The sequence below is a fragment of the Nonomuraea sp. NPDC049129 genome (genome assembly GCF_040648495.1).
In the GTDB taxonomy this organism is placed as follows: Bacteria; Actinomycetota; Actinomycetes; order Streptosporangiales; family Streptosporangiaceae; genus Nonomuraea.
Genome location: NZ_JBEZDU010000006.1, coordinates 524,434 through 549,766, shown reverse-complemented (window position 1 = coordinate 549,766; position 25,333 = coordinate 524,434). Strand labels below are relative to the sequence as shown.

The 25,333-nt window shown below is 68.5% G+C and carries 25 protein-coding genes and 1 riboswitch; of the genes, 8 read left to right on the top strand and 17 right to left on the bottom strand.

Annotated elements, in window-relative coordinates; all coding sequences use genetic code 11:
- Positions 1–7 precede the first annotated feature (7 nt).
- From AB0B64_RS22115 to AB0B64_RS22105, 3 genes are read left to right on the top strand one after another with little or no spacing between them, the layout of a single operon-like run.
- Positions 8–1,210 (top strand): peptidogalycan biosysnthesis protein, encoded by a 1,203-nt coding sequence (locus AB0B64_RS22115; RefSeq protein WP_358179336.1) that lies wholly within the window; start codon positions 8–10, stop codon positions 1,208–1,210.
- A gap of 51 nt (positions 1,211–1,261) precedes the next feature.
- A complete protein-coding gene (locus AB0B64_RS22110) occupies positions 1,262–3,091 on the top strand; it encodes an AMP-binding protein (protein WP_358179334.1) in 1,830 nt (609 codons plus the stop codon).
- A 59-nt stretch (positions 3,092–3,150) separates the two neighbouring features.
- Complete coding sequence (locus AB0B64_RS22105; RefSeq protein ID WP_358179333.1) at positions 3,151–8,139, top strand: type I polyketide synthase; 4,989 nt, start codon at positions 3,151–3,153, stop codon at positions 8,137–8,139.
- A 6-nt stretch (positions 8,140–8,145) separates the two neighbouring features.
- On the opposite strand, the gene AB0B64_RS22100 is transcribed toward AB0B64_RS22105, so the two are convergent.
- The gene (locus tag AB0B64_RS22100) at positions 8,146–8,844 is read right to left on the bottom strand and encodes an alpha/beta fold hydrolase (protein WP_357944275.1); all 699 of its coding nucleotides are present in this window, start codon (positions 8,842–8,844) and stop codon (positions 8,146–8,148) included.
- Positions 8,845–8,999: 155 nt separating this feature from the next.
- Here AB0B64_RS22100 and AB0B64_RS22095 point away from each other — a divergent pair, with 155 nt between their 5' ends.
- Positions 9,000–9,731: a sulfite exporter TauE/SafE family protein gene (locus AB0B64_RS22095; protein WP_357944273.1), complete on the top strand. Its 732-nt coding sequence runs from the start codon at positions 9,000–9,002 to the stop codon at positions 9,729–9,731.
- Positions 9,732–9,915: 184 nt separating this feature from the next.
- On the opposite strand, the gene AB0B64_RS22090 is transcribed toward AB0B64_RS22095, so the two are convergent.
- The 6 genes from AB0B64_RS22090 to AB0B64_RS22065 form a co-directional block, all read right to left on the bottom strand.
- On the bottom strand, positions 9,916–10,677 hold the full coding sequence (locus tag AB0B64_RS22090) for an ABC transporter permease (RefSeq protein WP_357944271.1): 762 nt from the start codon (positions 10,675–10,677) through the stop codon (positions 9,916–9,918).
- 9 nt (positions 10,678–10,686) lie between these two features.
- On the bottom strand, positions 10,687–11,451 hold the full coding sequence (locus tag AB0B64_RS22085; protein WP_357944269.1) for an ATP-binding cassette domain-containing protein: 765 nt from the start codon (positions 11,449–11,451) through the stop codon (positions 10,687–10,689).
- A 647-nt stretch (positions 11,452–12,098) separates the two neighbouring features.
- Positions 12,099–12,425 carry a DUF1048 domain-containing protein gene (locus AB0B64_RS22080; RefSeq protein ID WP_357944267.1) on the bottom strand — a complete coding sequence of 109 codons (327 nt, stop codon included), beginning with the start codon at positions 12,423–12,425 and terminating at the stop codon, positions 12,099–12,101.
- A 1-nt stretch (position 12,426) separates the two neighbouring features.
- Entirely contained in the window at positions 12,427–12,783 is a 357-nt protein-coding gene (locus AB0B64_RS22075; protein ID WP_357944264.1) for a DUF1048 domain-containing protein, read from the bottom strand.
- On the bottom strand, positions 12,780–13,106 hold the full coding sequence (locus AB0B64_RS22070) for a PadR family transcriptional regulator (protein ID WP_357944262.1): 327 nt from the start codon (positions 13,104–13,106) through the stop codon (positions 12,780–12,782). Before AB0B64_RS22070 ends, AB0B64_RS22075 begins: the two co-directional genes overlap by 4 nt.
- A gap of 199 nt (positions 13,107–13,305) precedes the next feature.
- The gene (locus tag AB0B64_RS22065; RefSeq protein WP_357944260.1) at positions 13,306–13,629 is read right to left on the bottom strand and encodes a multidrug efflux SMR transporter; all 324 of its coding nucleotides are present in this window, start codon (positions 13,627–13,629) and stop codon (positions 13,306–13,308) included.
- 18 nt (positions 13,630–13,647) lie between these two features.
- Positions 13,648–13,713: riboswitch (guanidine-III (ykkC-III) riboswitch) on the bottom strand.
- 309 nt (positions 13,714–14,022) lie between these two features.
- Between AB0B64_RS22065 and AB0B64_RS22060 the strand changes: the two genes are divergently transcribed.
- Positions 14,023–14,442 carry a MarR family winged helix-turn-helix transcriptional regulator gene (locus AB0B64_RS22060; RefSeq protein WP_358179331.1) on the top strand — a complete coding sequence of 140 codons (420 nt, stop codon included), beginning with the start codon at positions 14,023–14,025 and terminating at the stop codon, positions 14,440–14,442.
- A gap of 71 nt (positions 14,443–14,513) precedes the next feature.
- Here the strand turns inward: AB0B64_RS22060 and AB0B64_RS22055 are convergent, their stop codons facing one another.
- The 4 genes from AB0B64_RS22055 to sigE all read right to left on the bottom strand — a co-directional run bounded on the left by AB0B64_RS22055 (position 14,514) and on the right by sigE (position 18,148).
- Positions 14,514–14,870 carry a sec-independent translocase gene (locus tag AB0B64_RS22055; protein WP_357944255.1) on the bottom strand — a complete coding sequence of 119 codons (357 nt, stop codon included), beginning with the start codon at positions 14,868–14,870 and terminating at the stop codon, positions 14,514–14,516.
- 344 nt (positions 14,871–15,214) lie between these two features.
- Complete coding sequence (locus AB0B64_RS22050) at positions 15,215–16,774, bottom strand: trypsin-like peptidase domain-containing protein (RefSeq protein WP_357944252.1); 1,560 nt, start codon at positions 16,772–16,774, stop codon at positions 15,215–15,217.
- A gap of 194 nt (positions 16,775–16,968) precedes the next feature.
- On the bottom strand, positions 16,969–17,505 hold the full coding sequence (locus tag AB0B64_RS22045) for a zf-HC2 domain-containing protein (protein WP_357651909.1): 537 nt from the start codon (positions 17,503–17,505) through the stop codon (positions 16,969–16,971).
- 1 nt (position 17,506) lies between these two features.
- Positions 17,507–18,148 (bottom strand): RNA polymerase sigma factor SigE, encoded by a 642-nt coding sequence (gene sigE / locus AB0B64_RS22040; protein ID WP_214639755.1) that lies wholly within the window; start codon positions 18,146–18,148, stop codon positions 17,507–17,509.
- Between the two features lie 161 nt (positions 18,149–18,309).
- Between sigE and AB0B64_RS22035 the strand changes: the two genes are divergently transcribed.
- Positions 18,310–18,948 carry an O-methyltransferase gene (locus AB0B64_RS22035; protein ID WP_357944250.1) on the top strand — a complete coding sequence of 213 codons (639 nt, stop codon included), beginning with the start codon at positions 18,310–18,312 and terminating at the stop codon, positions 18,946–18,948.
- An 18-nt stretch (positions 18,949–18,966) separates the two neighbouring features.
- On the opposite strand, the gene AB0B64_RS22030 is transcribed toward AB0B64_RS22035, so the two are convergent.
- The gene (locus AB0B64_RS22030) at positions 18,967–20,373 is read right to left on the bottom strand and encodes a leucyl aminopeptidase (RefSeq protein ID WP_358179329.1); all 1,407 of its coding nucleotides are present in this window, start codon (positions 20,371–20,373) and stop codon (positions 18,967–18,969) included.
- A 78-nt stretch (positions 20,374–20,451) separates the two neighbouring features.
- A complete protein-coding gene (locus tag AB0B64_RS22025) occupies positions 20,452–20,619 on the bottom strand; it encodes a DUF3117 domain-containing protein (RefSeq protein WP_020545024.1) in 168 nt (55 codons plus the stop codon).
- Positions 20,620–20,769: 150 nt separating this feature from the next.
- On the opposite strand from AB0B64_RS22025, the gene AB0B64_RS22020 reads away from it, so the two are divergent.
- Both AB0B64_RS22020 and AB0B64_RS22015 read left to right on the top strand, forming a co-directional pair.
- Complete coding sequence (locus AB0B64_RS22020; protein WP_357944246.1) at positions 20,770–21,576, top strand: PaaX family transcriptional regulator C-terminal domain-containing protein; 807 nt, start codon at positions 20,770–20,772, stop codon at positions 21,574–21,576.
- A complete protein-coding gene (locus AB0B64_RS22015) occupies positions 21,573–22,349 on the top strand; it encodes an enoyl-CoA hydratase-related protein (protein ID WP_357944243.1) in 777 nt (258 codons plus the stop codon). Before AB0B64_RS22020 ends, AB0B64_RS22015 begins: the two co-directional genes overlap by 4 nt.
- Positions 22,350–22,354: 5 nt before the next feature.
- On the opposite strand, the gene AB0B64_RS22010 is transcribed toward AB0B64_RS22015, so the two are convergent.
- The 4 genes from AB0B64_RS22010 to AB0B64_RS21995 form a co-directional block, all read right to left on the bottom strand.
- Positions 22,355–22,912 (bottom strand): DNA-3-methyladenine glycosylase I, encoded by a 558-nt coding sequence (locus tag AB0B64_RS22010; protein WP_357944614.1) that lies wholly within the window; start codon positions 22,910–22,912, stop codon positions 22,355–22,357.
- 5 nt (positions 22,913–22,917) lie between these two features.
- The gene (locus AB0B64_RS22005; RefSeq protein WP_358179327.1) at positions 22,918–23,745 is read right to left on the bottom strand and encodes a hypothetical protein; all 828 of its coding nucleotides are present in this window, start codon (positions 23,743–23,745) and stop codon (positions 22,918–22,920) included.
- A gap of 80 nt (positions 23,746–23,825) precedes the next feature.
- Positions 23,826–24,410, bottom strand: a complete 585-nt coding sequence (locus AB0B64_RS22000; protein ID WP_357944238.1) for a TIGR00730 family Rossman fold protein — start codon at positions 24,408–24,410, stop codon at positions 23,826–23,828.
- Positions 24,411–24,420: 10 nt separating this feature from the next.
- Positions 24,421–25,218 (bottom strand): TIGR00730 family Rossman fold protein, encoded by a 798-nt coding sequence (locus tag AB0B64_RS21995; protein ID WP_357944237.1) that lies wholly within the window; start codon positions 25,216–25,218, stop codon positions 24,421–24,423.
- Positions 25,219–25,333: the final 115 nt, after the last annotated feature.

The window sequence follows — 25,333 nt, the reverse complement described above, 5'->3', positions numbered from 1 at the left end:
TCCGGAAATGTCGCCAGAAGCGGCCGGGCTCGTGACGGTCGAGCGCGTGCCCTCGTTGAACGACGTCGCCGGGTGTGTGTGGGATGACGTCGCGGACCCGCGGGACATGTTCCAGAGTCGTGCGTGGCTGACGGCTCTTGAGCGATCCGGTGACGGGCCCATCATGTACCTGATCGCCCGACAATCTGGGCACCCGCGAATCGTCGGTGCCCTTCCCCTCTATGACTCGCTCCCCAGTCGTGGTGACTACCTGTACTGGCCGGAGCTCCACTTCCAAGACCTGCTGCACGCCGCGAGTTCGCTCGACGGCCGGCTGGGATTGCTGGCCGGTTCCTGCGCGGGATTCAGTACGCGGCTCATCGTGGACCGCACCCTGCCGACTTCGACCAGGACAATGGTCCTGCACGCACTTCGGGATGCCGCCCGCGCCGTCGCGGTCGAGCGCGGGCTTCCGTACACCTTCTTCTTGTTCCTCGACTCCGCCGCGTGGAGAGACCTCGCTCCGGTCGTCGGCGACGGAGACCATCACCGATTGGCGAGCGTCGCACAGACTGAGCTGGAGCTCCCCGGCGGGGACTTCGAGGATTACCTGGCGACGCTGCCACGGAACACCCGCACCAGCGTCCGCAGGGAGGTCGGGCTCTTCGCCAAGGATTGTGCGACCGAGTCCGTACCTCTCCGTGAAGCCATCACGACCATCGCGCCGATGATCGTGAACGTGCGGGCCAAGTACGGGATGGCGTACAGCGTGGAGGCGGTCACGCGACGCCTGTCCGCGTACTCGTCCGCGCTGGGAGACGCCTCGTCGATGGCCATGCTGTGCCGTGTGCGGGGTCGTCTCGTCGGTACTGGAGTCATGTGCCGCTGGCATGACCGGCTGTACGTGACCGACTTCGGGCGTCTCGACAACGACGATGACGGTGCGGCGCCGGACCCGTTCGTGTACTTCAACGCGGCGGTCTACGAACCCATCAAGTACGCCTATTCGATGGGGCTGTCGAGAGTCGTCACCGGCGCCGGGGCGGAGCTGGGCAAGGCCCGGCGTGGTTCGGCCGTGCTCCCGCTGATGCACCTGGCGTGGGCGGCGGCCGGAGGTGGCACCGACGGCCAGATCGACACCACGCCGGCGGAGAACCGCAGGCGGCACTGGCGCGAACTACGCAGCGCTCACCCCAGGTACTTTCACTCGGCGTGGGATGAGCTGCTGTGAACGCAACATCGATCCGACGGGCTGGACGTCATGCCCGCGAGGGAGGTTAGCGTGAGCCGAGTGGACGAGCCGGCCGGCCCCGTCCGTGACACGACCAGAACGACGACCAGCACCACATCCAACACCGCGACCAACACCGCGACCAACACCGCGACCAACACTGCGACCAACACCGCCACCAGCGCTGTCCCGCCGGGGCTTCTCGGACGGGTGCCTCGTGACCTGAGCAGGGTCGCCCTGGTTCACGAGGATCGTGGCATCACCTTCGGCGACGTCGCCGCGCTCAGCGAGGACATCAGCGGCGTCGTACGGGGTCACCATCTGAAGGGCCGCGTGGTGGGCGTACCGGCGGACCGGAGCCCGGAGTTCGTCGCGCGGATCGTGGGGCTCTGGAGCGCGGGAGCCGTCCCGGCGATCCTGGGAGACTGGGGTGCCGAGCGGGTGCGTGCAGCATTGACGGCCACTGACGCCGTGGCGACCTTCGGACCGTCGTCCGCCCCGGCTGGCCTGGAACTCCTGGACGACGGTGTCCCGTCACCGGCGCGCCTCGATGGACTCGACAGAGAGGACGAAGAGACCGAAGAGGACGTGGGAGGAGTCAGTCATATCCTCTTCACGTCCGGCACGACGGGCAGGCCCAAGGGCATTATCGTCGGACGAGCGGCCTTCGAGGCCGCCAGTGTGGCGTTCTTCAAGGAACTGCCCATGGACGAATCCGATCGGATCGCCTTTCTCAGCAGACCCGGCCACGATCCGAGCCTGCGGGAGCTCATCGCACCCTGGCTCACCGGTGCGACGTTGTTCATTCCCGACAGTCGCACGGCCGCGGATCCCCGGCTGCTGGCGGCCTGGCTCTCGAAGCATTCCATCACCGTGCTCCAGGGCTCGCCGGTCCTCCTCCAGCTCATGGCGGGCTCGTCGCGGCTTCCCGTCGACAGCCTGCGGCTGGTCTGCTCGGTGGGGGCCCGGCTCACGGCAGCGGCGCTGCGGTCGACGGCACGGTTCGCCCCACAGGCCACCATCGCCAACTGCTACGGCGCGTCGGAGACGCCGCAGGTCGTGTGCGTGCACCAGGTGCCGCCCGGTAAGGGGGTGGCGAGCGAGGACCCGGTTCCCATCGGACGCGCGCTCGACCATGCCGTGGTCAAGATCGTTCCCATCGACGCGTCCGACGGTGAGAGTACGGAAGGCCGACTGCACGTGGAAGCCGCCGCCTGCGCACTCGGCTACACGGACGGGACCCCGCTGCTGACTACCGGCCCTAACGGCCGCTGGTACGACACCGGCGACATCGTCCGTCGGCTACCGGACGGCTCGATGTGCTTCCTACGGCGGGCGGACCGGCAGGTCCAGGTCAACGGCACGCGGGTGGAGCTGGACGAGATCGAGGGCGCGGCCGCGCTGGTCGCCGGTGTCGCCGAAGCGGTGGCGACGTTCGTCGAAGACAGCAGCGGAGTCGGATCCGTACGCCTGACCGTCGTACGGAGCTCCACGACGGCGATCGACGGCGACGAGCTTCGTGCGGCGCTCCACGACCACCTGGACCCCGCGGTCGTGCCCTCGAGCATCGAGGTGCGTGACTCATCGCCGGACGAACCGGCGGTCGTGGACGCCGCGCAGGCTGAGGACCGGGCGGCGACGCTGTGGGAGGTGCTTCACGAGAGCGCGCGGTCCGCTCTCGGCCAAGGCCGGAGCGACGGCCGGATCGACCCTGACGACGGCTTCTTCGAGGCCGGCTTCACCTCGATGTCCCTCATGCGGTTCGTGTCGGAGGTCTCCGTACAGCTCGGAACGGAGATCTCTCCCCTGCTGGTCTTTCGCTATCCCACCCTGAATGCCTTTGCCAACTACCTGCGGGAGAACCTGGACGACGTGTCCTGACCCCGCGACGGCTCGCTCCTCGTATGGAGCGGCAGCAAGCGAATCGGAGGACGGACGATATGGGCAACCTCGTTGAGCCGATCGCGATCATCGGGATGGCCGGTCGTTTCCCGGGAGCGGTCGACACCCAGCGGCTCTGGCGGAACCTCGTGGCCGGCGAGGAGGCGGTGCGCTTCCCGTCCGAGGACGAGCTCCGGTCGAGCGGCGTGTCGCGGGAAGCGCTGGACGACCAGGCATACGTGCGGGCGGTGGCCGAGCCTGAGGGCATCGACCTGTTCGACGCCGGGTTCTTCGGCCTGAACCGGCGTGAGGCCGAGGTGTGCGACCCACAGCTACGGCTGTACCTGGAGACCTCGCACGCCGCTGTCGAGAACGCCGGTTATGACGCCTTGAGGCTCGGTAGGGCAGGCGTGTTCTCGTCGGTCGCCGCGAACCGCTACGGGGTCGGCCGCGTCCTCGGAAACCTTGAGGTACTCCGGAGTGCCTCCGGCATGGCTGCCGGCATGTGGAACAACCCCGACAGCGCGTCCACGCTGGTCTCGTACAAGCTGAACTTGCACGGCCCCAGCATGACCGTGCAGACCGCGTGTTCGAGCTCCCTGGTGGCCGTACAGCTCGCCGTGAACGCGCTCCGGCTCCACGAGTGCGACGTCGCTCTGGCCGGCGGTGCCGACGTCGAGTTCCCGGTCGGTCACGGCTACTGGTGGGCCCAGGACGGCCCGCTGAGCCGGGACGGCCACTGTCGTCCCTTCGACGCGGCGGCCACCGGCACGATCTTCGGCAGCGGCGTCGGCGTCGTGGTGCTCAAGCGGCTCGCCGACGCCATGGCCGACGGCGATCGGATCACCGCGGTGATCCGGGCCGTGGCCGTCAACAACGACGGCGCGAACAAGGTCGGCTTCACCGCGCCCAGTGCCGATCGGCAGGCGGAGGTCGTGCTGAGAGCCATGGAGCTCGCCGGCGTGGGTCCCGAGGACATCGGGTACGTGGAGGCACACGCCACCGCGACTCGGCTGGGTGATGCCATCGAGATCGCGGCGCTGAGAAAGGCGTTCAGCGCTCGGGCGACGTCGGGACTCGCGCCCGGGCGGTGTCCCATCGGATCGATCAAGGGAAATGTGGGCCACCTGGGTCACGCGTCAGGGATCACGTCGCTGATCAAGGCGGCGCTGTCGCTCGATCATGAGCAGATCCCCGCGAGCGTCAACTTCGCGGAGGTGAACCCGTTCCTCGAGCTCGGGAACTCACCGTTCTTCGTCAACGACACGCTGCGGCCCTGGCCTCGATCGGCCGGCCGGCGACGCCTGGCGGGGGTCAGCTCGTTCGGCATCGGTGGCACGAACGCGCACGCGATCCTCGAAGAGGCGCCGACCCGTACGGTCGACCCGGCTCCGGAGCCCACGCAGCTGATCGTGTGGTCGGGACGGACGCCGTCCGCGGCCGAGGCGTACCCGGAGCAACTTGCCCGTTCCTTCAAGGAGAGCGCGGACCCGCTCTCCAGCGTCTCGTTCACGCTGCGGCAGGGGCGCACGCCGCACCCGGTGCGAGGCGCTGTGGTGGTCGAGAGCATGTCCGACGCGGCCAATGCCGTGCGTGACCACGGGCGGCGAATCGTCACCCCGGAGGAGCAGGCAGACCGAAGCACCGTGTTCCTGTTCCCGGGCGAAGGGGCGCAGCACGCCCACATGGCGGCGGAGCTCTATCGCACCGAACCAGCGTTCAGTGAGGCACTCGACGAGTGCTTCGCTCTCTTCGATGCCTGCGGCCTGCCCCAGCGGCAGGTCTGGGAGCGGGCGCCGGAAGAGCCGTCGCTCTTCAGCGTCGAGTACGCGCTGGGACGGCTGTGGCTGGCGCTGGGCATCGAGCCGGACGCGCTGCTCGGCCACGGCATCGGGGAGTTCGCGGCCGCGACGCTCGCCGAGGTGTTCACCCTCCCGGAAGCGGTACGGCTGGTGAGCGCCCGAGCCCGAGCGTTGGGCGAGTCACCCGGAGGCGCGCGTCCGGCCTTCGACGGTATCGAGTTACGTCGTCCTCGGTGGAAGCTCTACTCCGCGTCCACAGGCGGCTTGGTGAGCGGCGTGGACTTCTGGAGCCGGCAGCTCACCCAACCCGCCCTGTTCAAGCAGGCGCTTGAGGCCGTGTTGTCCGACGGTGACCGGGTGCTGGTGGAGGTGGGCCCCGGGCGGACGCTCACCACCCTGGCGCGCTCACATCCTCAGGTACGCGCCAAGCGGCATCTGACGGTGCCGACGCTCCCGAGCGGGCCGTCCAAGGGTGCCACCGAACGCGCCTCGTTCCTTCACGCGCTGGCCCGGCTGTGGACCCTGGGCGCTGATGTGGACTGGTCGGCGCTGGCCGCGACGGGTGAACGCGTACCTCTGCCGGGCTACCCGTACCAGCGCGAGCGGTACTGGATCGAGTCTCCGAGCGGCCCCGCGCCCGTCCACGAGGCGCGGGAACCAGCGGGCCGTGCGGTGTTCCGTCTGCCCACGTGGGTGGAGGCCGAGTCGGCCGGGCACACCGACGTCTGGGACCGGCCACTGGTATTCCTGCCCGACGACGCGCGACGAGCCGCCGAGCTGGTCGCCCTGCTCGGCAAGGCTGGGTGGGATGACGCGTTGCTGGTACGGCACGGTGCCTCCTATTCGGGAGCTCGGGGCTCGGAGTTCGTGATCCGTCCCCGCCACGAAGCGGACGTCGTCCGGCTGCTGGACGAGCTGAGAGACTCGCAGCGATACCCGGAGCTCATCATCGACGCGACGCAGCTCGGCGGCGGCCTGGCCGAACCCGACCTGAGCGACATCGACGCCCAGCTCGACACCGGTTTCCAGCGGATCGTCGAGCTGCTGCAGGAAGCGGCGCGACGGGCGCCCGACAAGCGCGCTCGCGACGTCCTGGTCGTCACCGAGCTGTCCGCGGACGTGACGGGCGGCGAGACCGTGCACCCGGTGCGAGCCATGCTGCTCGGACTTCTGCGGAGCTACATCCTTGAGAACCCCCGCGCCATGTGCAAGCTCATCGACATCCAGGGCGGCGTGACCGACGAGCGGCTGGTCGCGGAGCTGTGCGGCCGGAAGCGATCCGAGATCGTCGCCCTGCGGGGGGATCGGCGTTGGGTGCCCGGCGAGCGGGAGTTCGTCCCTGACGGTGCGGGCCCTGTCGACCTGCGTCACAGGGGTGCCTACGTCATCACCGGCGGGCTGGGCGGCCTCGGTCTGGCCGTGGCGCGTGGCCTGGCGGACACCGGTCTGCAACCACGGTTGCTGCTGCTGGGCCGCCATGTGACAGACGGACACGACGCCGAGCTCGCCGAGATCCGGGCTCTCGGCGCCGAGTGCCGCGTCGAGGCATGCGACGTGACCGACGTGGACGCGCTGCGGCGGGTGATCGACCAGGCGTCGGACTCCTTCGGGGGGATCAACGGCGTCTTCCATCTGGCCGGCGTGGCGGGAGGGGGCATGCTCCAGTTCCGGACGCGGGAGCAGGTGTCGCGAACGCTCGCGCCAAAGGTCCACGGTACGTTGGCGCTGGTCGAGGTGCTGCAAGGCCGGGCGGACCTCGACTTCTTCGTGGCCTTCTCCAGCCGCGCGGCGCTCAGGGGCTTGGTCGGCGGCGCCGACTACGCCGCGGCGAACGCCTTCCTCGATGCGGTGGTACGCCGGCAGCCCTTGGCAGGCTGCGCCTCGATGACCATCAACTGGCCCTCGTGGGCCGAGGTCGGTATGGCTGCCCGTCAAGGGCGGCCACCGCAAGACGCGCCATCGGATGTGCGCTGGTGGTCGACCCCGCTGTCGGCCGAGAACTATCCGATCCTGGACGAACACCGTATGGACGGCGTACCGGTACTGCCGGGCACGGCCCAGGTCGACTTCGTCCTGCGCGCCTTCCACGAGGCGATCGATCGCCCGAACGGGCGGCCCGCGCAGCTGCGCCACATGGTCTTCCGGAAGCCGATCACCACCCCGGAGCCCGTGTCACTCGAGGTCGGCTTCGAACCGCACGAGGACCTCTGGCGATTCACCGTTCGCACCGCGCCGCTCTCCCCCGACTCCCTTGACGGCTACCGCGTCCACACGACGGGGGAGATCCTGCTGGTGGACGCCGGGGCGGACACGGTGGACCTGGACGGGCTGCGCGCGTCGCTGCCCGAGCGGCGGATACCCGTGAACGACGCTGAGAACCGGCTGTTCACCATCGGGCCGCGATGGCCGGGAGAGGAGATCTGGACCTCGGGAGAGGACATCAGCACGAAGCTCGCCGTACTCACCTTTCCCGAGGCGTTCGGCCATGAGCTCGACGAGCACGCGCTGCATCCCACCCTTCTGGACGCGGCGGTGTCGCTGGCGCGGGATCCTGACCTTGAGCCTCCGCACGCGCCCTTCGCGTACCAGTCGATCGTGGTGCACCGGCCGATACCGGGGCTCGCCTACAGCCATATCCGCCGACGCCCGAGCGGTTCGGACACGATCGTGGCGGACATCGACGTACTGACGGCCGGCGGTGACGTCGCCGTCGAGGTCAGGGGCTTCACGATGCGCCGCGTCGACGAATCCATGGTCGCCTCCGAGACTTCTCGTGAAGAGCGAGGCGCCGATGCCCCGTCGTCGCCCGACGACGGGATCACGCCCGCGACCGGGGTCGGCATGCTGCTGCGCCTCCTGGGTCGGCCCAGCCACAGGCAAGTGGCGATCACCATGTCGGGGGAAGACTCGGTCCTGAAGAACTCCCCCGAGGACATGCCAGACGCCGCCGACGCCGCCGAACAACCGACGGCCATGGCACGTGCGCCCGAGCGGGTCTCGGATGGAGCGCCATCGGACGAGGTGTCGCTCGAGGCTCGGCTGACGGAGATGTGGTGCGCCGAATTCGGTGTGGAGTCGGTCCGCCCCGACGAGGACTTCTTCGAGCTGGGCGGCGACTCCTTCGCCGCGGTGGGTCTGGTCGAGGAGATCCGCAGGGCGTTCAGCGTGGACGTCGGCATCGCGGTGATCTTCGACCACCCGACAGTGGCCGAGCTGGCCGCCGAACTGCACCGGCTGACGTCATAGCGGCGTTCAGCCACGAACCTTCCTGACCCATTCGTGAAGAGTCTCGGGAGGCAATTGCTCGACGATCTGATGGCCGCCGTCGATCATGTGGACCGACAGCCATTCCGTCGTGTACTGGCTCCAGTCATTGAGGCACTCGGTGTTCCAGGAGCTCGCATCATCCTTGGCACCGACCGCGATTATCGGCGCGTTGAGCATCGGGCGCGAATCTGTCTCAAGATAGCGATTGAGCAGCTGATATTCAGACCGCCAGAGACGTGCGTACTCGGGGAGAGCCGCCGTTTCCATGATGTGTGACGGCGCCTCCAACTCCTCGGCCAATGCCCGGTCCGGCAGCTCCGCCAAAGGCGAGACAGGCGTGCGATGCGGCGGGTACTGGCACATGACGACGACGCCGCGAAGCTGTCGCTCCAGGTGCTTGGCCGCCTCCAGGCAGACCAGAGCGCCCATGCTGTGGCCCACGAGCACGACATCCGTGACGCCAGAGTCCGCGATGAGGGTCGCGAGCGCCGCGCCGCGCTCGTCAACGGAGGGCACATTCATCGGCTCGCTCCAGGTGGCCCGGCGGACGACAGGTTCCCGGCCCGGCTCGTTCCACCGCTCCACGAACTTCGTCCGGCCGCCCAGACCGGGAACGAAGATGACGGCCTGGCCACCATCGAGTGCCGGGCTGACAATGTAGCTCGCAGGCTCCTGACCACCCATTTCATTCGCTCCTATTGACAAGTGACGAAGTACAAGGGCCAACCATTTACCAACGTGTAACTACCCCATCCCGGACAGTCTCCATATATCGCAACATCAACCGCCAGAGGCAAATTTTCCGAGAATACTGGTTCATTTCAGTAGATCATGGCAAAGTGTGGCAGGTGTCCACGCTGCTAGCTGCCGCCGTGATTATCCTGATCGCTTCAACAGTGCACGCGGTGACCGGATTCGGGTACGCCCTCGTCGCCACTCCCCTACTGGCCCTCACGGTCGACCCTCATACAGCGGTGGTCGCCACGACGATGTCCGCCCTGGCCATGACCGTCACGATCGCCGTGCGTCAGCGTCACCACGCCGAGTGGAAGGTGGCCATGATCGCCATGGCCGGCATTGTGCTCGGCATGCCGCTCGGCCTCTGGGTGTACGGAGTGACGTCGGAGCGAGTGCTCACGGCCCTCATCGGAGTCGGAGTCCTGGGCTGCACGGTGATGGTGTGGCGGCGGGTGAAGGTGCCGGGGAATGTTCCCGTACTGGTGGGAGTCGGCTTCATCTCCGGCGCGCTCTCCACCTCGACCGGCACCAATGGGCCGCCGATGGTCGCCGCCTTCCAGGGTATGGGCTACGACCCCACGAAGTTCCGCGCCACCCTCTCGGTGGTGTTCGCCGGCACCAGCGTGCTCAGTCTGGTCGGATTCGCCGTGGCCGGCGAGGTGAACACCCAGTCGATCTGGATCGGCGTGGTGGGCCTGCCGATCGTGCAGCTGGGGTGGTTCGCCGGAAACGCGGTCTTCCGCCGCATCGATCCGGAGCGCTTCCGCAAGGTGGTGCTGGCGGCCCTCCTGGTCAGCGCGGTGGTAACCCTCTCCGCCGCACTCAACGGCTGACTTCCGCTTTTACAGCTCTTTTACGGCAAGCACGGTGGGCCCCAACCGCCACACGGGGCCGGCCTCTGTCCAGGGAGACGCTCCTCCGGTGGAGGTGGCCGACCGCCGTGACGAGACGGTGAGACCGCCCGCGTGGACTCCCGCCAACTGGCTTCCGAGAGGAGCAGCGGCTGCCGCACGTGGCCTAGGAGATCTTGCGGCGGTAGGTGTTCATGGCGAAGGCGTAGGCGACGACGAGGATGCCGACGCACCAGCCGAGGGCGATCCAGATGTCGGTGCCGACCGGCTGCTGGGCGAACAGGGCGCGGATGGCGTTGACGATGGAGGTCACCGGCTGGTTCTCGGCGAAGACGCGCAGCGGGCCGGGCATGGTGTCGGTGGGCACGAATGCCGAGCTGAGGAACGGCAGGAAGATGAGCGGGTAGGAGAAGGCGCTGGCGCCTTCCATGGTCTTGGCTGACAGGCCGGGGATGACGGCGATCCAGGTCAACGCCAGGGTGAACAGGATCAGGACGCCCGCCACCGACAACCACGCCAGCACTCCCGCCCCCGAGCGGAAGCCCATGAGCAGGGCGACGAGCGTCACGACCACGAGCGAGATCAGATTGGCGACCAGCGAGGTCAGCACGTGCGCCCACAGCACCGACGAGCGCGCGGTCGGCATGGACTGGAAGCGCTCGAAGATGCCGCCCTTCATGTCCATGAACAGCCGGTATGCGGTGTAGGCGATGCCCGAGGCGACCGTGATGAGCAGGATGCCGGGCAGCATGTAATTCACGTACGAATCCGACCCTGTTCTGATCGCGCCGCCGAACACGTACACGAACATCAGCATCATGGCGATCGGCATGATCGCGGTCGTGATGATGGTGTCCGGGCTGCGCGTGATGTGGCGCAGGGATCGTCCCAGCAGGACGGTGGTGTCGGTGAAGAAATGCTTGCTCATTTTTGTTCCTTATGCCTTCGTGCCGACGAGGGTGAGGAAGACGTCCTCGAGGGTCGGCTGCTTTTCGACGTATTCGACCTTGGCGGGTGGGAGCAGTTGCTTGAGCTCGTCCAGGGTGCCGTTGACGATGATCCGGCCTTCGTGGAGGATCGCGATCCGGTCGGCGAGCTGTTCGGCCTCGTCCAGGTACTGCGTGGTGAGCAGCACCGTTGTGCCGCGGTCGGCGAGCTCCTTGACGGCCTGCCAGACCTCGATGCGGGCCTGGGGGTCGAGGCCGGTGGTCGGCTCGTCGAGGAAGATGACCGGCGGGTTCCCGATGAGGCTCATCGCGATGTCCAGGCGCCGGCGCATGCCGCCGGAGTACGTCGCGACCTTGCGTCCGCCCGCGTCGGTGAGCGAGAAGCGGGCGAGCAGGTCGTCGGCGATCTCGCCGGGCTTCTTGAGATGCCGCAGCCGGGCGACCAGCACGAGGTTCTCCCGCCCGCTGAGGATCTCGTCGACGGCGGCGAACTGCCCGGTCAAGCTGATCGATTCGCGTACGTCCGCGGCCTGGGTGGCGACGTCGAAGCCGTTCACCCGTGCCGTCCCCGCGTCGGCCTTGAGCAGCGTGGACAGGATCTTCACGACCGTGGTCTTGCCGGCCCCGTTGGAGCCGAGCAGGGCGAAGATGCTGCCCCGCGCCACGTCGAAGTCCACGCCGCGCAGCACCCGCAGTTCCTTGTACGCCTTCTCCAGGCCCTGCACCTGGATCGCCGCAGCTTGCTGTGTCGTCATCAGTCTGTCCTGTCCTTTGTCGTGGTGTTCTCGCCGGCGGCGCGCTCGATGGCAGTGGCGAAGCGGTTCCGCTCGTAGATCCCCCGGGCTGCTACTTAGCGTTGCTGGCTACCAGTACAAAGTAGCACTGACTACTAGTACTTAACAACACCGAATAGCGGAGGATTGTGCGTGTGGGTGCGGGCGGCCTGATCGCTGTTCGTGAGCGAGTCCGTCATCCCTTAGGCGAAGACGGGCTCCGCCGGCTCACTGGAGAGTTCGATCGTCGCGGACGAGGCGGAAGCGCCCGCGATCACGAGTGCGTTCGCTGAACTGTTCATGGCGTCCACCATCGCCGAATGCGCTGATACCAGCCCGTTGCCGTGCTGACACGGACGCTGACACAACACCGCGGCAGGCCCGATCCGCCGCGGCCTGGTACGCCTCCCTAGGGGCGATTGGGCGTCCACAGAGCCCTCCCGGGCCCGGGATCTCACCGTCGGCCGCCCGCTGGACGCGCGGGCGGGTGTCCACCAGCCGAGCGCCGCGGGCGACCGCGACGCCGGCTTCGGCGGGAGACAAGCGGCGCGACTCGGCGCGCGCGGCGGCAAGCGGGCTGTCGATGGCCAGAGGCCCGAAGAACTCCGCCTGGCACCGGTCGACGGGTGTTACTTCTCGGCCGTCCCGGATTCCCCGCTGATGGACTCCTGATAGATGTCCGCGTAGGTGCGCGAGTCCTTGATCAGGTCGTCGCAGAAGGCAGCGACGTCGTTGCCGATGAGTTCCAGGATTCCCCTGTTGGCCGCGACGCCCTCCTCGAAGAAATCGAGGATCCCTGAGAGCAGGGACCCGTCAAACAAGTCGATCGGTCCGACCTTGAAGAGGTACTTCTGAATCTCCTTGTAGACGATCCGGTAGTCCGGCGGGAGCGCCTTGACCCGCGCCATGTGCGCCCGCCACTGCTTCTTGCCCTCGATGATGTCTTGGATGCCCACGTCAGCCTCCCAGCCGGCCCAGTTTCCTTGCGACGTTCCTGTTCAACTGCTCGCGCCACCGGTCGCGATAGCCCCGAGCCCCTTCTCCGCCGACCAGCGCCGCGCAGAAGCCCGCGATGTCGTCACCCAGCACCTCGTGAATGCTCTGCTCATCGGCCGCTGTCTCTTCGAGCAGCCCCAGGGCGCTGTCGAGGATCGGCATCAGGTTGCGACCTGAGAAGTCCCCGTAGGGAAAAAGATGACCCTTGATCTCTTCCCACGCCGCCCGGTATTCGGCCGGCAATGTCGCGGCCCGGGCTTCGAACGCCTTCCAGTCCCTGGTGAGATCGCTGCCTGTCATGGCCTCCCAGAAGTTCATCTCCCGCCCTCCTTGAGCTTGTCGATCCGTGATGTGACGTACTCCCATTTCGCCCAGAACCTCGCGAGCTCTTCGCGCCCCGCGTCGTTGAGCGCATAGAACTTGCGCGGCGGGCCCAGCCCGGACGGTCGTTTCGTCACCTGGACGAGCTTGTTCTTCTCCAGCCGCAACAGGATGGTGTAAACGGTCCCCTCGACGACGTCGGCGAAGCCGAGTTCGTTCAGCCGACGCGTGATGGCGTACCCGTAGGTCTCCTCGCTGCCGATGATTTCAAGCACGCAGCCCTCAAGCGTGCCCTTCAGCATCTCCGTCAGGTCGTCCATCGTGGTTCCTCTTCGATTTCCCCTAGTACTTTGTAGTACCGAGTACCACTACACAGTAGCACAGAGTAGAGAAGAAATACCTAGCGAGCGGACCGGCGAACTAGAAAGGATCATTACCGCACGCCCGCGCAGCTCCACGGGCGTGTGCACCCGCGACGACGCCCCCGGGGGCCTCGGACCGGCACCTGGTGCCAAGGCGTCAGTGGCCGCCACCCGCCAGGTTGAGACCGACAACACCGAGAAGGATCAGCGCGATCGAGACGATCTTGAGGAGGGACACGTTTTCTCCCAGCACGATCATGCCGAGAGCGGCCGTGCCGACGGCACCGATGCCTGTCCAGACCGCGTAAGCCGTACCGATCTCGAGGGTCTTGAGCGCCAATGCCAGTAGGCCGAAGCTGAGCACGGCGAAGACGAAGAAGCCGATGCTCGGCAGCAGTACGGAGAATCCATTGCTGTGCTTGAGCGAATAGGCCATGGCGACCTCGAACAGACCGGCGACAATGATCATGACCCAGGCCATGACAGCCCCTTTCTCCAAGGAGCGTCGTCTTTGCAGGCCGGGTACGGCGCGTCTCGTCCGGGCGGGACCTGATCGGCCCCACATCGCTGACAACGGCCGCGACCACGTGAGGATTCCCGGCCGCGGCCCTGCCCGGCTGGGGGCTCATCGTCCGGCACGACAAGGACAATTGCTCAAGCGGTGAATGCGGATGACGCCGGAACTGCGGTAGCTCCGTGGGTGCGGGCGCCCACTCCGGTGCTGGGGGCGCAGGGCCGGTCGTGCTACGCCTGACCGAAGGGGCACACGGGGCCGGTGGGACGCCGCCGCCCGCCAGACCGCCGCTGCTTCAAGCCTCGAAGCATCGACGCTAGTACGATCCTTCAATTCGCGAAACGTCTATAGGATGGCGATATGACCACGCCCGAGCTCACCGCGGTGGTGGCCGCGACCCACGAGATCTGGATGCGGACCAACGACCTGATCGGGCACGCGCTGGCCGGGCACCAACTGACACCGGCGACATTCCACGCGCTTTGGGCCATCGACCCGGAAGAGCCGCCACCCTCGATGAAGGTGATGGCCGAACGCCTTTATTGCAACGCCCCCAACCTGACCTTCATCACCAACCAGCTCACCGACCGGGGCATGGTGGAGCGCGCCGTGGACCCGGCCGACCGCCGCTCTCGCGTCCTGGTCCTGACCGCCAAGGGCCGCGAGGTCCGCGACGAACTGGTCCGGACGGCGCTGGAGAAGACCCCGCTGGCGGCGCTGACCGACAGCGAACTGCGGCAGCTCATGGCCCTGTTGAACCGCGCCGTCGGACCCGACTGACTCACCCGGCACTCCCAGGAGTCGGCACCACGGTCTAGGTCCGGTCGTAGACGACCGCGCCGTACCCAGGCTCAGGTCGCTTCCGCGTCGTAGGGAGGCAGTTCGCCGTAGCCCAGCTCGTCGACCGGCTCAGGATCGTAAGAGGTGGTGACGGGCTCCAGCTGCTGGGGCTTGTTGGCCCAATCGTCCTCGTCCTCCAGCAGGTGCTTGCGGACGAAGTTTTTGGGGTTGAGGTCGCTGGGGTCGAAGTTGGAGAACTCCGGGCCCAGGCCCGCCCGCAGGTCGTCGCGTGCGCTGTTGGCCATCCGGCGCAGGTTGCGCAGCGTCTTGCCGGCTTGCGAGGCCGCCTGAGGCAGCTTGTCGGGACCGAAGACGAGCAGCGCGATGACGACCAGCGCGCAGATCTCCATCCACCCGAGTCCGAACACCGTTTGCTCCTACCGCAGTCCAACCAAACCGGGGACAACCCGACCCCTCAAGACTAAGGCCAAACCGCCCCGGCCAGGTCGCCAGCCCCCGTCTCGGTTCAGCAAGACCACGCGGGCGGTCTCACCGTCTCGTCACGGCGCCCGGCCACCTCCACCGGAGGAGCGTCTCCCTGGACAGAGGCCGACCCCGAACGGCGGTTGGGGCTCACCGTGCCTGCCGTAAAAGCTGTGAAAAGCCGTAGAGCGGTCGCACCGTCTCGTCACAGCGGCCGGCCACCTCCACCGGAGGAGCGCCCCTTTGGCAGAGGCGCACCCACACGGCGATTCTGGAGGAACCAGGACGATCAGGACGGCGTCGGAGCCGGGGTGTCATCCGCAGTAACGGTAAGGGTGGCGGTGCGGTCTTGGCCGGCGCGTTGGTATTTGATGGTGATCTTGGAGCCCGGAGACTTGCTGCGGATCAGGGCGATCAGTTCGTTGCCGTCCTGCAGCATCAGCCCGTCGATCTCCATGATCACGTCGCCCGCCTTGAGGCCCGCCTTGGCGGCCGGGCCGCCCGCGTCGACCGGCTGCCGGCCCTCCGTCGGGCCCGAGGCGATGCGTACGCCCTGGCCCTTGTAGTCCTTGTCGAGGACGATGCCGATCTTCGGGCGCTTGGCCTTGCCGGTCGTGATGATCTCCTCGGCGACGCGGCGCGCCTGGTTGACCGGGATGGCGAAGCCGAGGCCGATGCTGCCGCCCTGGCTGCTCATGGAGCGGCTCAACGTGGCGATCGCGGAGTTGACGCCCACGACCTCGCCCTTGCCGTTGACCAGCGGGCCACCCGAGTTGCCGGGGTTGATGGCGGCGTCGGTCTGGATCGCGCTGATGTAGGCGGGCTCCTCGGTGCTGGTGCCGCTCTCGTCGCCCGCGATGACCGGGCGGTTCAGGGAGCTGACGATGCCGGTCGTCACCGTGCCGGTGAGGCCGAGCGGGGAGCCGATCGCGATGACCGGGTCGCCCACGACCACGTCCTCGGAGTTGCCGAGGGTGATCTCGGGCGTGCCGAAGGTCTCCTCCGGCTTGACCACGGCCAGGTCGGAGCCCGGGTCACGGCCGACGATGCGGCCCTTCGTGGTCTTGCGGTTGTTGAACATGATCTGGATGTCGCCGCCCTTGGCGGCCGGGGCGACCACGTGGTTGTTGGTGACCACGTAGCCGTCCTTGATCAGGAAGCCGGAGCCCGACACGCCCTCGGCGCTGCTGGCGTTGACCTCCAGCGAGACCACGCTGGCCCGGGCGCGGGCGGCCACTCCGGCGACGGAGTCGGGGGCCCGGTTCGTGGCGCCGCTCGGGATGGGGCCGAGGCTGTAGGAAGGGTTGGTGCCGCTGCCGCCCGACCTGGTCAGCAGGTAGGTGCCGACGCTGCCGAGCCCCGAGGCGACCAGGGCGATGACGACCGCCAGGACGATCAGGACGCCCGTGCCGGGGCCGCGCCTGGGAGCGGGTGCCGACGTCAGGCCGCCGGGCGGTGGCGCCCAGCCCGCGCCCATACCGAGCGCGTTGGGCGGCGGGGGCGGGCGCTTGTCGCCGCCACCGAACGGCGGCGGGCCCGCCGAGTTGCCGAAGAACGGGCTCTCGTAGGTGCGGGTGCTGTTGGGCGGCGGTGGCTCCTCAGCCGGTCCCTGGCCCGAGGCCGGAGCCGCGTACGAGGCCGGAGGCGGGTAGGAGGGGCTGCCATAGGACGCGGTGTCTCCGGGGCGGCCTGACGGGTCACCCCACCGGCCGCTCTCGGAGGAGGCCGTCTCGGACCGCCATCCAGACTGTTCGGCCTGGTCGTCGGCCGGCAGGAACTCCGGCCGCCCCTGTGGCTCAGGGAAGTCCGACGGCATGCGTCCTTCTGGTGGGCGCGTCTCGTCGGTCATCTAGATCTCACCACTCCTTGCCTCGGACACCGCAATCCTGGCGTGAACGGCATACGAGAGTCGTAAAGCAATTGTCAGGCAATGAGCCAACATATGTGGACACCTGACAGATTCCCGAACTCAAATCGTATGCCCCTGACGCCGTCGACTACGCCACTCGAGTATCCCAGGCATTCCTGAGAGTGGGCGTGAGATCAGGGCGTGGCGGTGGGCAGAGTAGTGGTCGGCGACGAAGTGGGCGTGTGCCGCGCCTGCTCGAACAGCTCGACCGGCGGCGCCTGGGCGCTCTGACCGACCCCCGAGACGGCGAAGAAGGTGCCGAGCGCGACGGCCGCGGAGACCACGCCGACCGCCACGTACGCGCCGCGCCGCCTACCCCCGCGACCAGGGCCCGAACCGCCACCAGTCGCGTCCCTGCGCGGGCGGTTGTCCAGCGGAGCGATGCTGTGCGGCCCAGGGATGGGCACTCCGCCGAACGTCCGGGTAGGGAAAGGCCGCTCCCTGGGGGGCAACGGGCCACCGGGCTCGGACATCCGCAGCAACGACATGGTGAGATCGGCCGGCATCACCGGGCCGTCGAGCGAGCGCAGGCGCGACTTCAGCGCCCGCATCGACTCGACCTCCCGCCTGCAGTCGCCACAGAAGGTCAGATGGGCTAGAGCGCGGTCGCGTTCGGTGTGATTCAACTCACCGTCCACGAGCGCGGAAACGCGTTCTCCAAGATGCGACATATCAGACTTCCTCCCCACGGGTTCCCGACGGGAATGATGGCGGGGGGAGTTGGGAATTACGGGGGGCCCGGTGATCGAGCGCCTCCCGCAACTGCGCCCGGCCACGGTGAATACGGCTTCGGACCGTACCCAGCTTGACGCCGAGCGTGGCCGCGATCTCCTCGTACGACAGACCCTCGATGTCACACAGCACGATCGCGGCCCGGAACTCCGGTGCGAGCGCGTCGAGCGCGGCCTGGATGTCCGGCTCAAGGTGCGCGTCGTCGAACGCCTGCGCCGGTGAGGGCTCGCGCCCGCGCAGCCGTTCGGCCGCGTCGTCGGCGAGTCCTTCGAACCGGATGCGCTGCTTGCGCCGCGCCATGTCGAGGAACAGGTTCGTCGTGATCCGGTGCAGCCAGCCCTCGAACGTTCCGGGGGTGTAACTCGACAGGGACCTGAAGACCCGCACGAAGACCTCTTGGGTGAGATCTTCGGCATCGTGGACATTGCCGGTCAGGCGATACGCCAGCCGGTATACACGTGCGGAATGAGTCCGCACCACTTCCTCCCAGGTGGGAGGCGTCCAGTCAGACACGGGAGTATCGGCCTGGTGGTCACTTTCGTCCACCAGAACTCCTCTCATTGGGACCACCGCTACCGCCATAGTGCCTGGTTTCGTCCCTTCGTGCGTACTGCCTGCCTTCCGGACCGGCAAAGCCCGTTTAAACCTGCAACGCCTCACGGCCGTCTTGAGTTCCCGTCCCGGCGTGTCTCCCCTAGGCTGCGATCGGTGACCAATCGCACGAAAGTGGGGGGAGGAGGCCGATGACCAGTCCGGTAGAGGCCACTCTGGCCTATGCGGAGCAGTTCCATCATGAGGATGAGATCCTGCACGCGGCGCGCCTGCGCGGCCTGGAAATGGGTGCCACGCCCATCCTTCCCGGGGGCGGGGCGGCGCTCTGCTTCCTGGCCACGGCCGTCAACGCCAAGTCGGTCGTCGAGATCGGCACGGGCTGCGGCGTCTCCGGTCTCTGGATGCTGCGCGGCATGCGCCCCGACGGCACACTGACCAGTGTCGACGTGGAGCCGGAGCATCAGCGGCTGGCCAGGCAGGCGTTCGCGGAGGCCGGGTTCTCCGGCGGGCGGGTGCGGCTGATCACCGGCCGGGCCCTCGACGTACTGCCCCGGCTCTCCGACGGCGGCTACGACATGGTCTTCGCCGACGGAGCCAAGCAGGAGTACGCCGACTACCTGGCCGAGGCGGTCAGGCTGCTGCGCGTGGGCGGCATCGTCGCCTTCGACAATGTCCTGTGGCACAACCGCGTGGCCGACCCGGCGCAGCGCGACCCCGACACGGTCGCGCTACGCGAACTGGGCAAGCTGGTGCAGTCCGACGACCGCCTGCGCTCGCTGTTGATGCCCCTGGGCGACGGCCTGCTCGCCGCCGTTAAGACCGCCTCATAGCGCCAAACACACGTTGTCCTAGCGCGTCAGCCACTCCAGCAACACGCGCACCCCGAACCCGGTCGCGCCCTTGGTGAGCACGCCCTCGTTCACGGTGCTGCGTCCCACGCCCGCGATGTCCAGGTGCGCCCACGGCCGCTTGCCCGCGAACTCCCTCAGGAACAACGCCGCCGTGATCGACCCGGCCCCATAGGTGGAACCGCTCTCGACATTGGCCAGGTCCGCGATCGAGGACTCCAGCGCCGGCGCGTAGTCGTCGATCAGCGGCATCCGCCACAGCCGGTCGTCGCTGGCCTGCCCCGCCTCGACCAGCCCCTGGGCGAGATCGTCATCGGTGGCGTAGACGGCGCCGTAGCCGCGGCCGAGCGCGACGGTGATCGCCCCGGTGAGCGTGGCGATGTCCACCACCGCGTCCGGGTCGAGCTCGGCGTCGGCGTAGGCGAGCGCGTCGGCCAGCACCAGCCGCCCCTCCGCGTCGGTGTTGAGCACCTCTACCGTGCGGCCGCCGTAGTGCTTGATGACGTCGCTGGGCCGCTGGGCCGTACCGGAAGGCATGTTCTCGGCCGCCGCGATCAGGCCGGTCACCCGCACGGGCGCGCCCAGCCGGGCGAGCGCGGAGATGACGGCGATCACCACGGCGCCGCCCGCCATGTCGGTCTTCTGGGTCTTCATGTTCTCGTTCGGCTTGAGCGACAGGCCGCCCGAGTCGAACGTGATGCCCTTGCCCACCAGCACGACATGCCGATCGCTCGGCTCGGCCGGGGTGTAGGAGAGCTGGATGAGGCGGGGCGGGTTGGCCGAGCCCCGGCCGACGGCCAGGATGCCGCCGAAGCCGCCCGCCTGCAGCTGCTCCTCGTCCCAGACGCGTACCGGCACGTCCTGCTCGGCCGCGCGCTCGGCCAGCCAGAGCGGGTTCTTGACCGACGCGGGCGTGTTGGTCAGGTCTCGGGCCAGCGCCACCGCCTGGGCGACGGTCTGGCCGCGCCGCACCGCGTCCTCGTCGGCGCCGACGAACGTCAGCGCCCGCACGGACGGCTTGCCCGGCTCGCCGATCTTGAAGGTGTACGCCGCCAGCAGCGCGGCCTCGGTGAAGGCCGTCACGTCGCCCGCCGGCGTCACCACGACCAGCGCTTCCCTGCCCTTGGCCTTGCGGGTGAGCGCGGCGCCCGCCTTGCGCAGGGCGCGCGGCGAGCCGTCGCCGACCCCGTACAGGAGCACCCGGCCGACCCCGTCCGCCCGCGCCACCGGGACCTCCACCACCTCACCCGCCTCTCCCTTGGCGTCATAGTGCGCCAACAGGGCGGCCGTCGGCACGTGCAGATCCAGCTCGACGGCGGGAGCGAGATCGGCGTCATAGGGCACGGCGAGCAGCTCGACGTCCGCTGGTACGTCGGCCACCACCGATGCCGTGGTCTCAATGGGCACGGAAATCCCCCTCAAACGTCAGCGGCCCTGGCGCGGACGCACGCCAGGGCCGTGGAACGACCTGTGTCTCGGGAGCTCTCAGCCGACGACGTTCTTCAACGCTTCGCCGAGCGCCTTCGCCTCGTCGGCGGAAATCTCCACGACGAGCCGGCCGCCACCCTCCAGGGGGACCCGCATGACAATGCCGCGCCCTTCCTTGGTGACCTCCAGCGGACCATCGCCGGTCCGCGGCTTCATCGCCGCCATGCGTGCATCCCTTCCTGCCTTGGGCTCCCGCGGCCCGCGGTTTCCGGCCGCCCCTGAGGATGGCCGACGCATTCACGTCATCTGTGATGTCCTATTCTCCCGCATCGAGAGCGCTCATGGGTAACGATCTCCTCCCAGAATGCGTTGTCCATGCTGGCGAAGGCGGCCAAACTGGACTTCGTGCATGCTCGCGCCGCTCTGTTCGACCTCTATGGAGACCACCTGCGCTCGCGCGGTGGACAGGCGTCCGTGGCCGCTCTCGTACGGCTCATGAAGCCCCTCGAAATCGCCGCCCCGGCCGTGCGGACGGCCGTTTCCCGTATGGTGCGGCAGGGCTGGTTGCAGCCCGTCAGGCTGCCCCAGGGCGCCGGTTACGGACTTACGCCGAAGTGCGTCAGACGTCTGGACGAAGCCGCCTTGAGAATTTACCGAGCCGGAACTTTGAGCTGGCGTGGCCGGTGGCACCTGATCGTCCTCGAGCCGGTCAAGGACCGTCCGCGCAGGGAACGGATCCGCGCCGACCTGACCTTCCTGGGGTACGCCGCGCTGTCGGAGACGACGTGGATCGGCCCGCGTTCGTCGATCGAGCTGGACAACCTGCTGGAGGGCGAGGGTGTGCGCGCCGACAGGTTCGACGCGGCGCTTGAGGGCGACCCGCGCGAGCTGGTGGCCCGCGCCTGGGATCTGACCGCAATCGGCGCGGCGTACGAGCACTGGCTGTCGGAAGCTGTCACTCTGGTCGGCGCGCTGCCCGGCGGCGCCCCGGCTGATCAGGTGTTCGCGACCAGGAGCAAACTCGTGCACGGATGGCGCAACTTCCTGTTCCGGGACCCCGGCCTCCCCCCGGAGCTGCTGCCGTCCGCCTGGCCGGGCGAGAAGGCCAGGGCCTACTTCGAGCAGGAGGCGGTCCGCCTGCTGCCCGCGGCCGCCGCGTTCGTCGACAGGGAGCTGCCTTGATCCGCTATGACGTGACCGATGCCGTCGCCACCATCACCCTCGACCGGCCCGAGGCGATGAACTCGCTGACGGCCGAGGTGAAGGCGGCCCTGCTCGACGCGCTGCGCCGCGCCGCCGCCGACCCTGAGGTGCGCGCGGTGCTGCTCACCGGCTCGGGACGGGCCTTCTGCGCGGGCCAGGACCTACGCGAGCACGCCGACAACCTGGAGGCGGGCCGCGGCCTGGCCGACACGGTCCGCGCGCACTACAACCCCATCGTCGAGCTGATCACCACGATGGCCAAGCCGGTCGTGGCGGCGGTCAACGGCGTGGCCGCCGGGGCGGGCGCCTCGCTGGCCTTCGCCTGCGACCTGCGGGTGGCCTCGGACAAGACCAAGTTCGCGATGGCGTTCGCCGGGGTGGGCCTGGCGCCCGACTCGGGCGCGTCGTGGACGCTGGCCCGCCTGGTGGGTCTGGGACGGGCGACCGAGCTGCTGCTGCTCGGCGAGCCGCTCGGCGCGGCCCGCGCGCTCGAACTGGGCGTGGTCACGCGCGTGGTGCCCGCCGACGACGTGCTCAAGACCGCCCATGAGCTGGCCGTACGACTGGCGGCGGGGCCCACCAGGGCGTTCGCGGCCACGAAGCGCGCGCTGGCCTACGCCGCGACGCACTCGCTGCCCGAGACCCTGGCCGTGGAGGCCGACCTGCAGGACGAGTGCGTGGCCACCCAGGACCACCTCGACGCCACGCGGGCCTTCCTGGCCAAGGAGCTGCCGACGTTCCACGGCCGCTGAATCCGCTACGGCTGTGCCTGCCGGGCGACGCAGCCCTCGATGTGGTCGTTGACCAGGCCGATGGCCTGCATGAGGGCGTACGCGGTGGTCGGGCCGACGAATCTGAAGCCGCGCTTCTTGAGGTCCTTGGCCAGGGCTTTGGAGGCCGGGGTGATGGCCGGGACGTCGGTCATCGACCTGGGGACCGGGGACTCGGCGTCGGCGTACTGCCAGACCAGGTCGGACAGGCCGCCGGGCAGGTCGAGCGCGGCCCGCGCGTTGGCGATGGTCGCCTCCACCTTGGCGCGGTTGCGCACGATGCCGGGGTCGCCGAGGAGCCGGGTCACGTCCTCCTCGGTGTACGCGGCGACCTTGGGGATGGAGAACTGGTCGAAGGCGGCGCGGAAGTTCTCGCGCTTGCGCAGGATCGTCAGCCACGACAGGCCCGACTGGAAGGCTTCCAGGGAGACCCGCTCGAAGACACCGTCGTCGCCCCGGACCGGGCGGCCCCACTCCTCGTCGTGGTAGGTGATGTAGATCGGGTCCGCCATCCCTGGCCAGGTACAGCGGATCACTTCGGGCACTTGCGTCACTTGCTCTCGTCCCTGTTCTCGCCCGGCGCCACCCGCACCGGCTCACCCTCGCGCTCCAGCCCCTTGTCGCTCGGCTGGGCCGCGATCGGCTCCCCGTCGTCACTCGGCTGGACCGCGACCGGCTCACCATCGCGAACCGGCTCACCATCGCGAACCAGCTCACCGTCGCGGACCGGCTCGTCTTCCGTTGCCGCGGCCGAGGCGTCGAACGCGGCCGTGCGATCGGCCGGCGCCTCGGATGGCGTGGCGTCGTCTTCCGGCTTCACCACAGCGTCCGGCTCTGCCGCGACGTCCGGCTGGCCGGGCATCGCCGACGCGTCCTGCGGCTCGTCCGTGGGCGGCTCGGCGTGCTGGTCTCCCAGGTCGTGCGGCTCGTCCGTGGACGGCTCGGCGTGCTGGTCTCCCAGGTCGTGCGGCTCGGCCGCCGAGTCCCCCTCCTGGGAGAGGTCCCGGGGCGCGGCCGGTGGCTCGTGGTCGGTGCGCAGGCCGGCGCCCGGAGCCGCGTAGACCTCCTGGCGCGCGTACAGCCGGCTCGACAGCAGCTCGGAGACCCGCTGTTCGAGCACCGCGATCCTGGTGTCCCGAGCGCTGATCGCCGTCGCCGCCCTGCGCAGGGTCTCGTCGACACTCTGCGTGTGGTAGCCGACCAGGTTGACCGGCAGCTGCAGCGCCATGAAGTCCACCGCCGTGAGCTGCCCGGGCTCGGGCAGGTCGAGAGGCGGCACATCCGGCGGGAACTCGGTCAGCTCCCCGCCCCTTCCGAGGGAGACCAGGACCACGCAGGCCAGAATGGCGAGCGCGGCAATGGCGAGTACGACCAGCACATTGGCATCGTACTCATACGATCGAGGCACGAGTCCCGCACTTGCCGCGCCTGTTACGTCTTGGGACTCCCCGGGACGGGTCAGCCGGTGGCCTCGCCGAGCTCCTCGACGCTGGGCCGAACCGGCGTGCTGGTGGCCTCCAGGTGCGCGAACGCCTCCTCGACCGTGGTGGTCCAGGAGATGGCGTCGAAGACGTTGGCCCGGGTGAAACCCGCGTCGTACATGTTCTCGATGAGCTGCCGCAGCGGCGTGTACAGGCCCCACGGGTCGAGGATCACCAGCGGACGGTCGTGGATGCCGAGGACGCGGGCCGTCCAGATCTCGAAGAGCTCCTCCAGCGTGCCGATGCCGCCGGGCAGGACGAGGAAGGCGTCGGAGCGCTCGTCCATGGCGGCCTTGCGCTCGCGCATGCCGGTGGTGACGATCAGCTCGTCGGAGCCCGTGTCGGCGACCTCGATGTCGACCAGGACCTGGGGGATCACGCCGATGGTGCGGCCGCCGGAGGCGCGGGTGGCGGCGGTGATGGCGCCCATGCACGAGACGGTGGCGCCGCCGCTCACCAGCGTGTGGCCACGCTGGGCGAGCTCGACGCCGACCTCTGTGGCGAGTTGGAGGTATTTCTCGTCAATCTTCTGACTTGAGGCGCAAAACACGCAGATATTCACATATTTGAGCTTATTGGGGCTCGGCCGGCTGGGCGGCGACGGCGCTCTTCTCCTCCCGGAGCTGCTCGGACCGCTTGAGGTCGGCGTCGACGATGAGGCGTACGGCCTCCTCGACGTCGTCGGTCATGGTGATGAGGCCGAGATCCTGCTCAGCGATCTTGCCGGTGTCCAGGAGCGTGCTCTTGATCCAGTCCATCAGGCCGCCCCAGAACTCCGAGCCCATCAGCACGACGGGGAAGGAGGTCACCTTCTGTGTCTGCACCAGCGTGAGCGCCTCGAACAGCTCGTCGAGCGTGCCGAACCCACCGGGCAGCGCGATGAAGCCGCACGAGTATTTGACGAACATCGTCTTGCGGACGAAGAAGTAGCGGAACTCGATGCCGAGGTCCACGTAGTCGTTCATCTTCTGCTCGAAGGGCAGCTCGATGCCGAGCCCCACCGACATGCCGCCCGCCACGTCCAGAGCACCCCGGTTGGCCGCCTCCATGATCCCGGGGCCGCCGCCGGTGATGACCGCATAGCCGGCCTGGGCCAGCGCATGGCCGAGCGCGCGGCCCATGCCGTAGTCGGCCGAGCCCTCGGGCGTGCGGGCGGAGCCGAAGACGGTGACCGCCGGGGGCAGCTCGGCCAGCTGCCCGAATCCCTCCACGAACTCCGCCTGGATGCGCAGCACTCGCCACGGGTCCATGTGCACCCAGTCGGCGGGGCCCTGACGGTCGAGCAGCCGCTGATCATGGGTGGTTTGAAGCGCGAGACTGCCGCGGATCACGGCCTGCCCCTGACGGCGTTCCGGACGTGTCTGTTCCATGCGGTCACGCTAGCCCAACGCCGGGCGACCCCGCGCACAACGAGGACTAGTCACCCGTTAGAGGGCCTCTGCGGCAAATGCCCTGGTAGATGGCACTAAGAACCCGCGTAAAAAA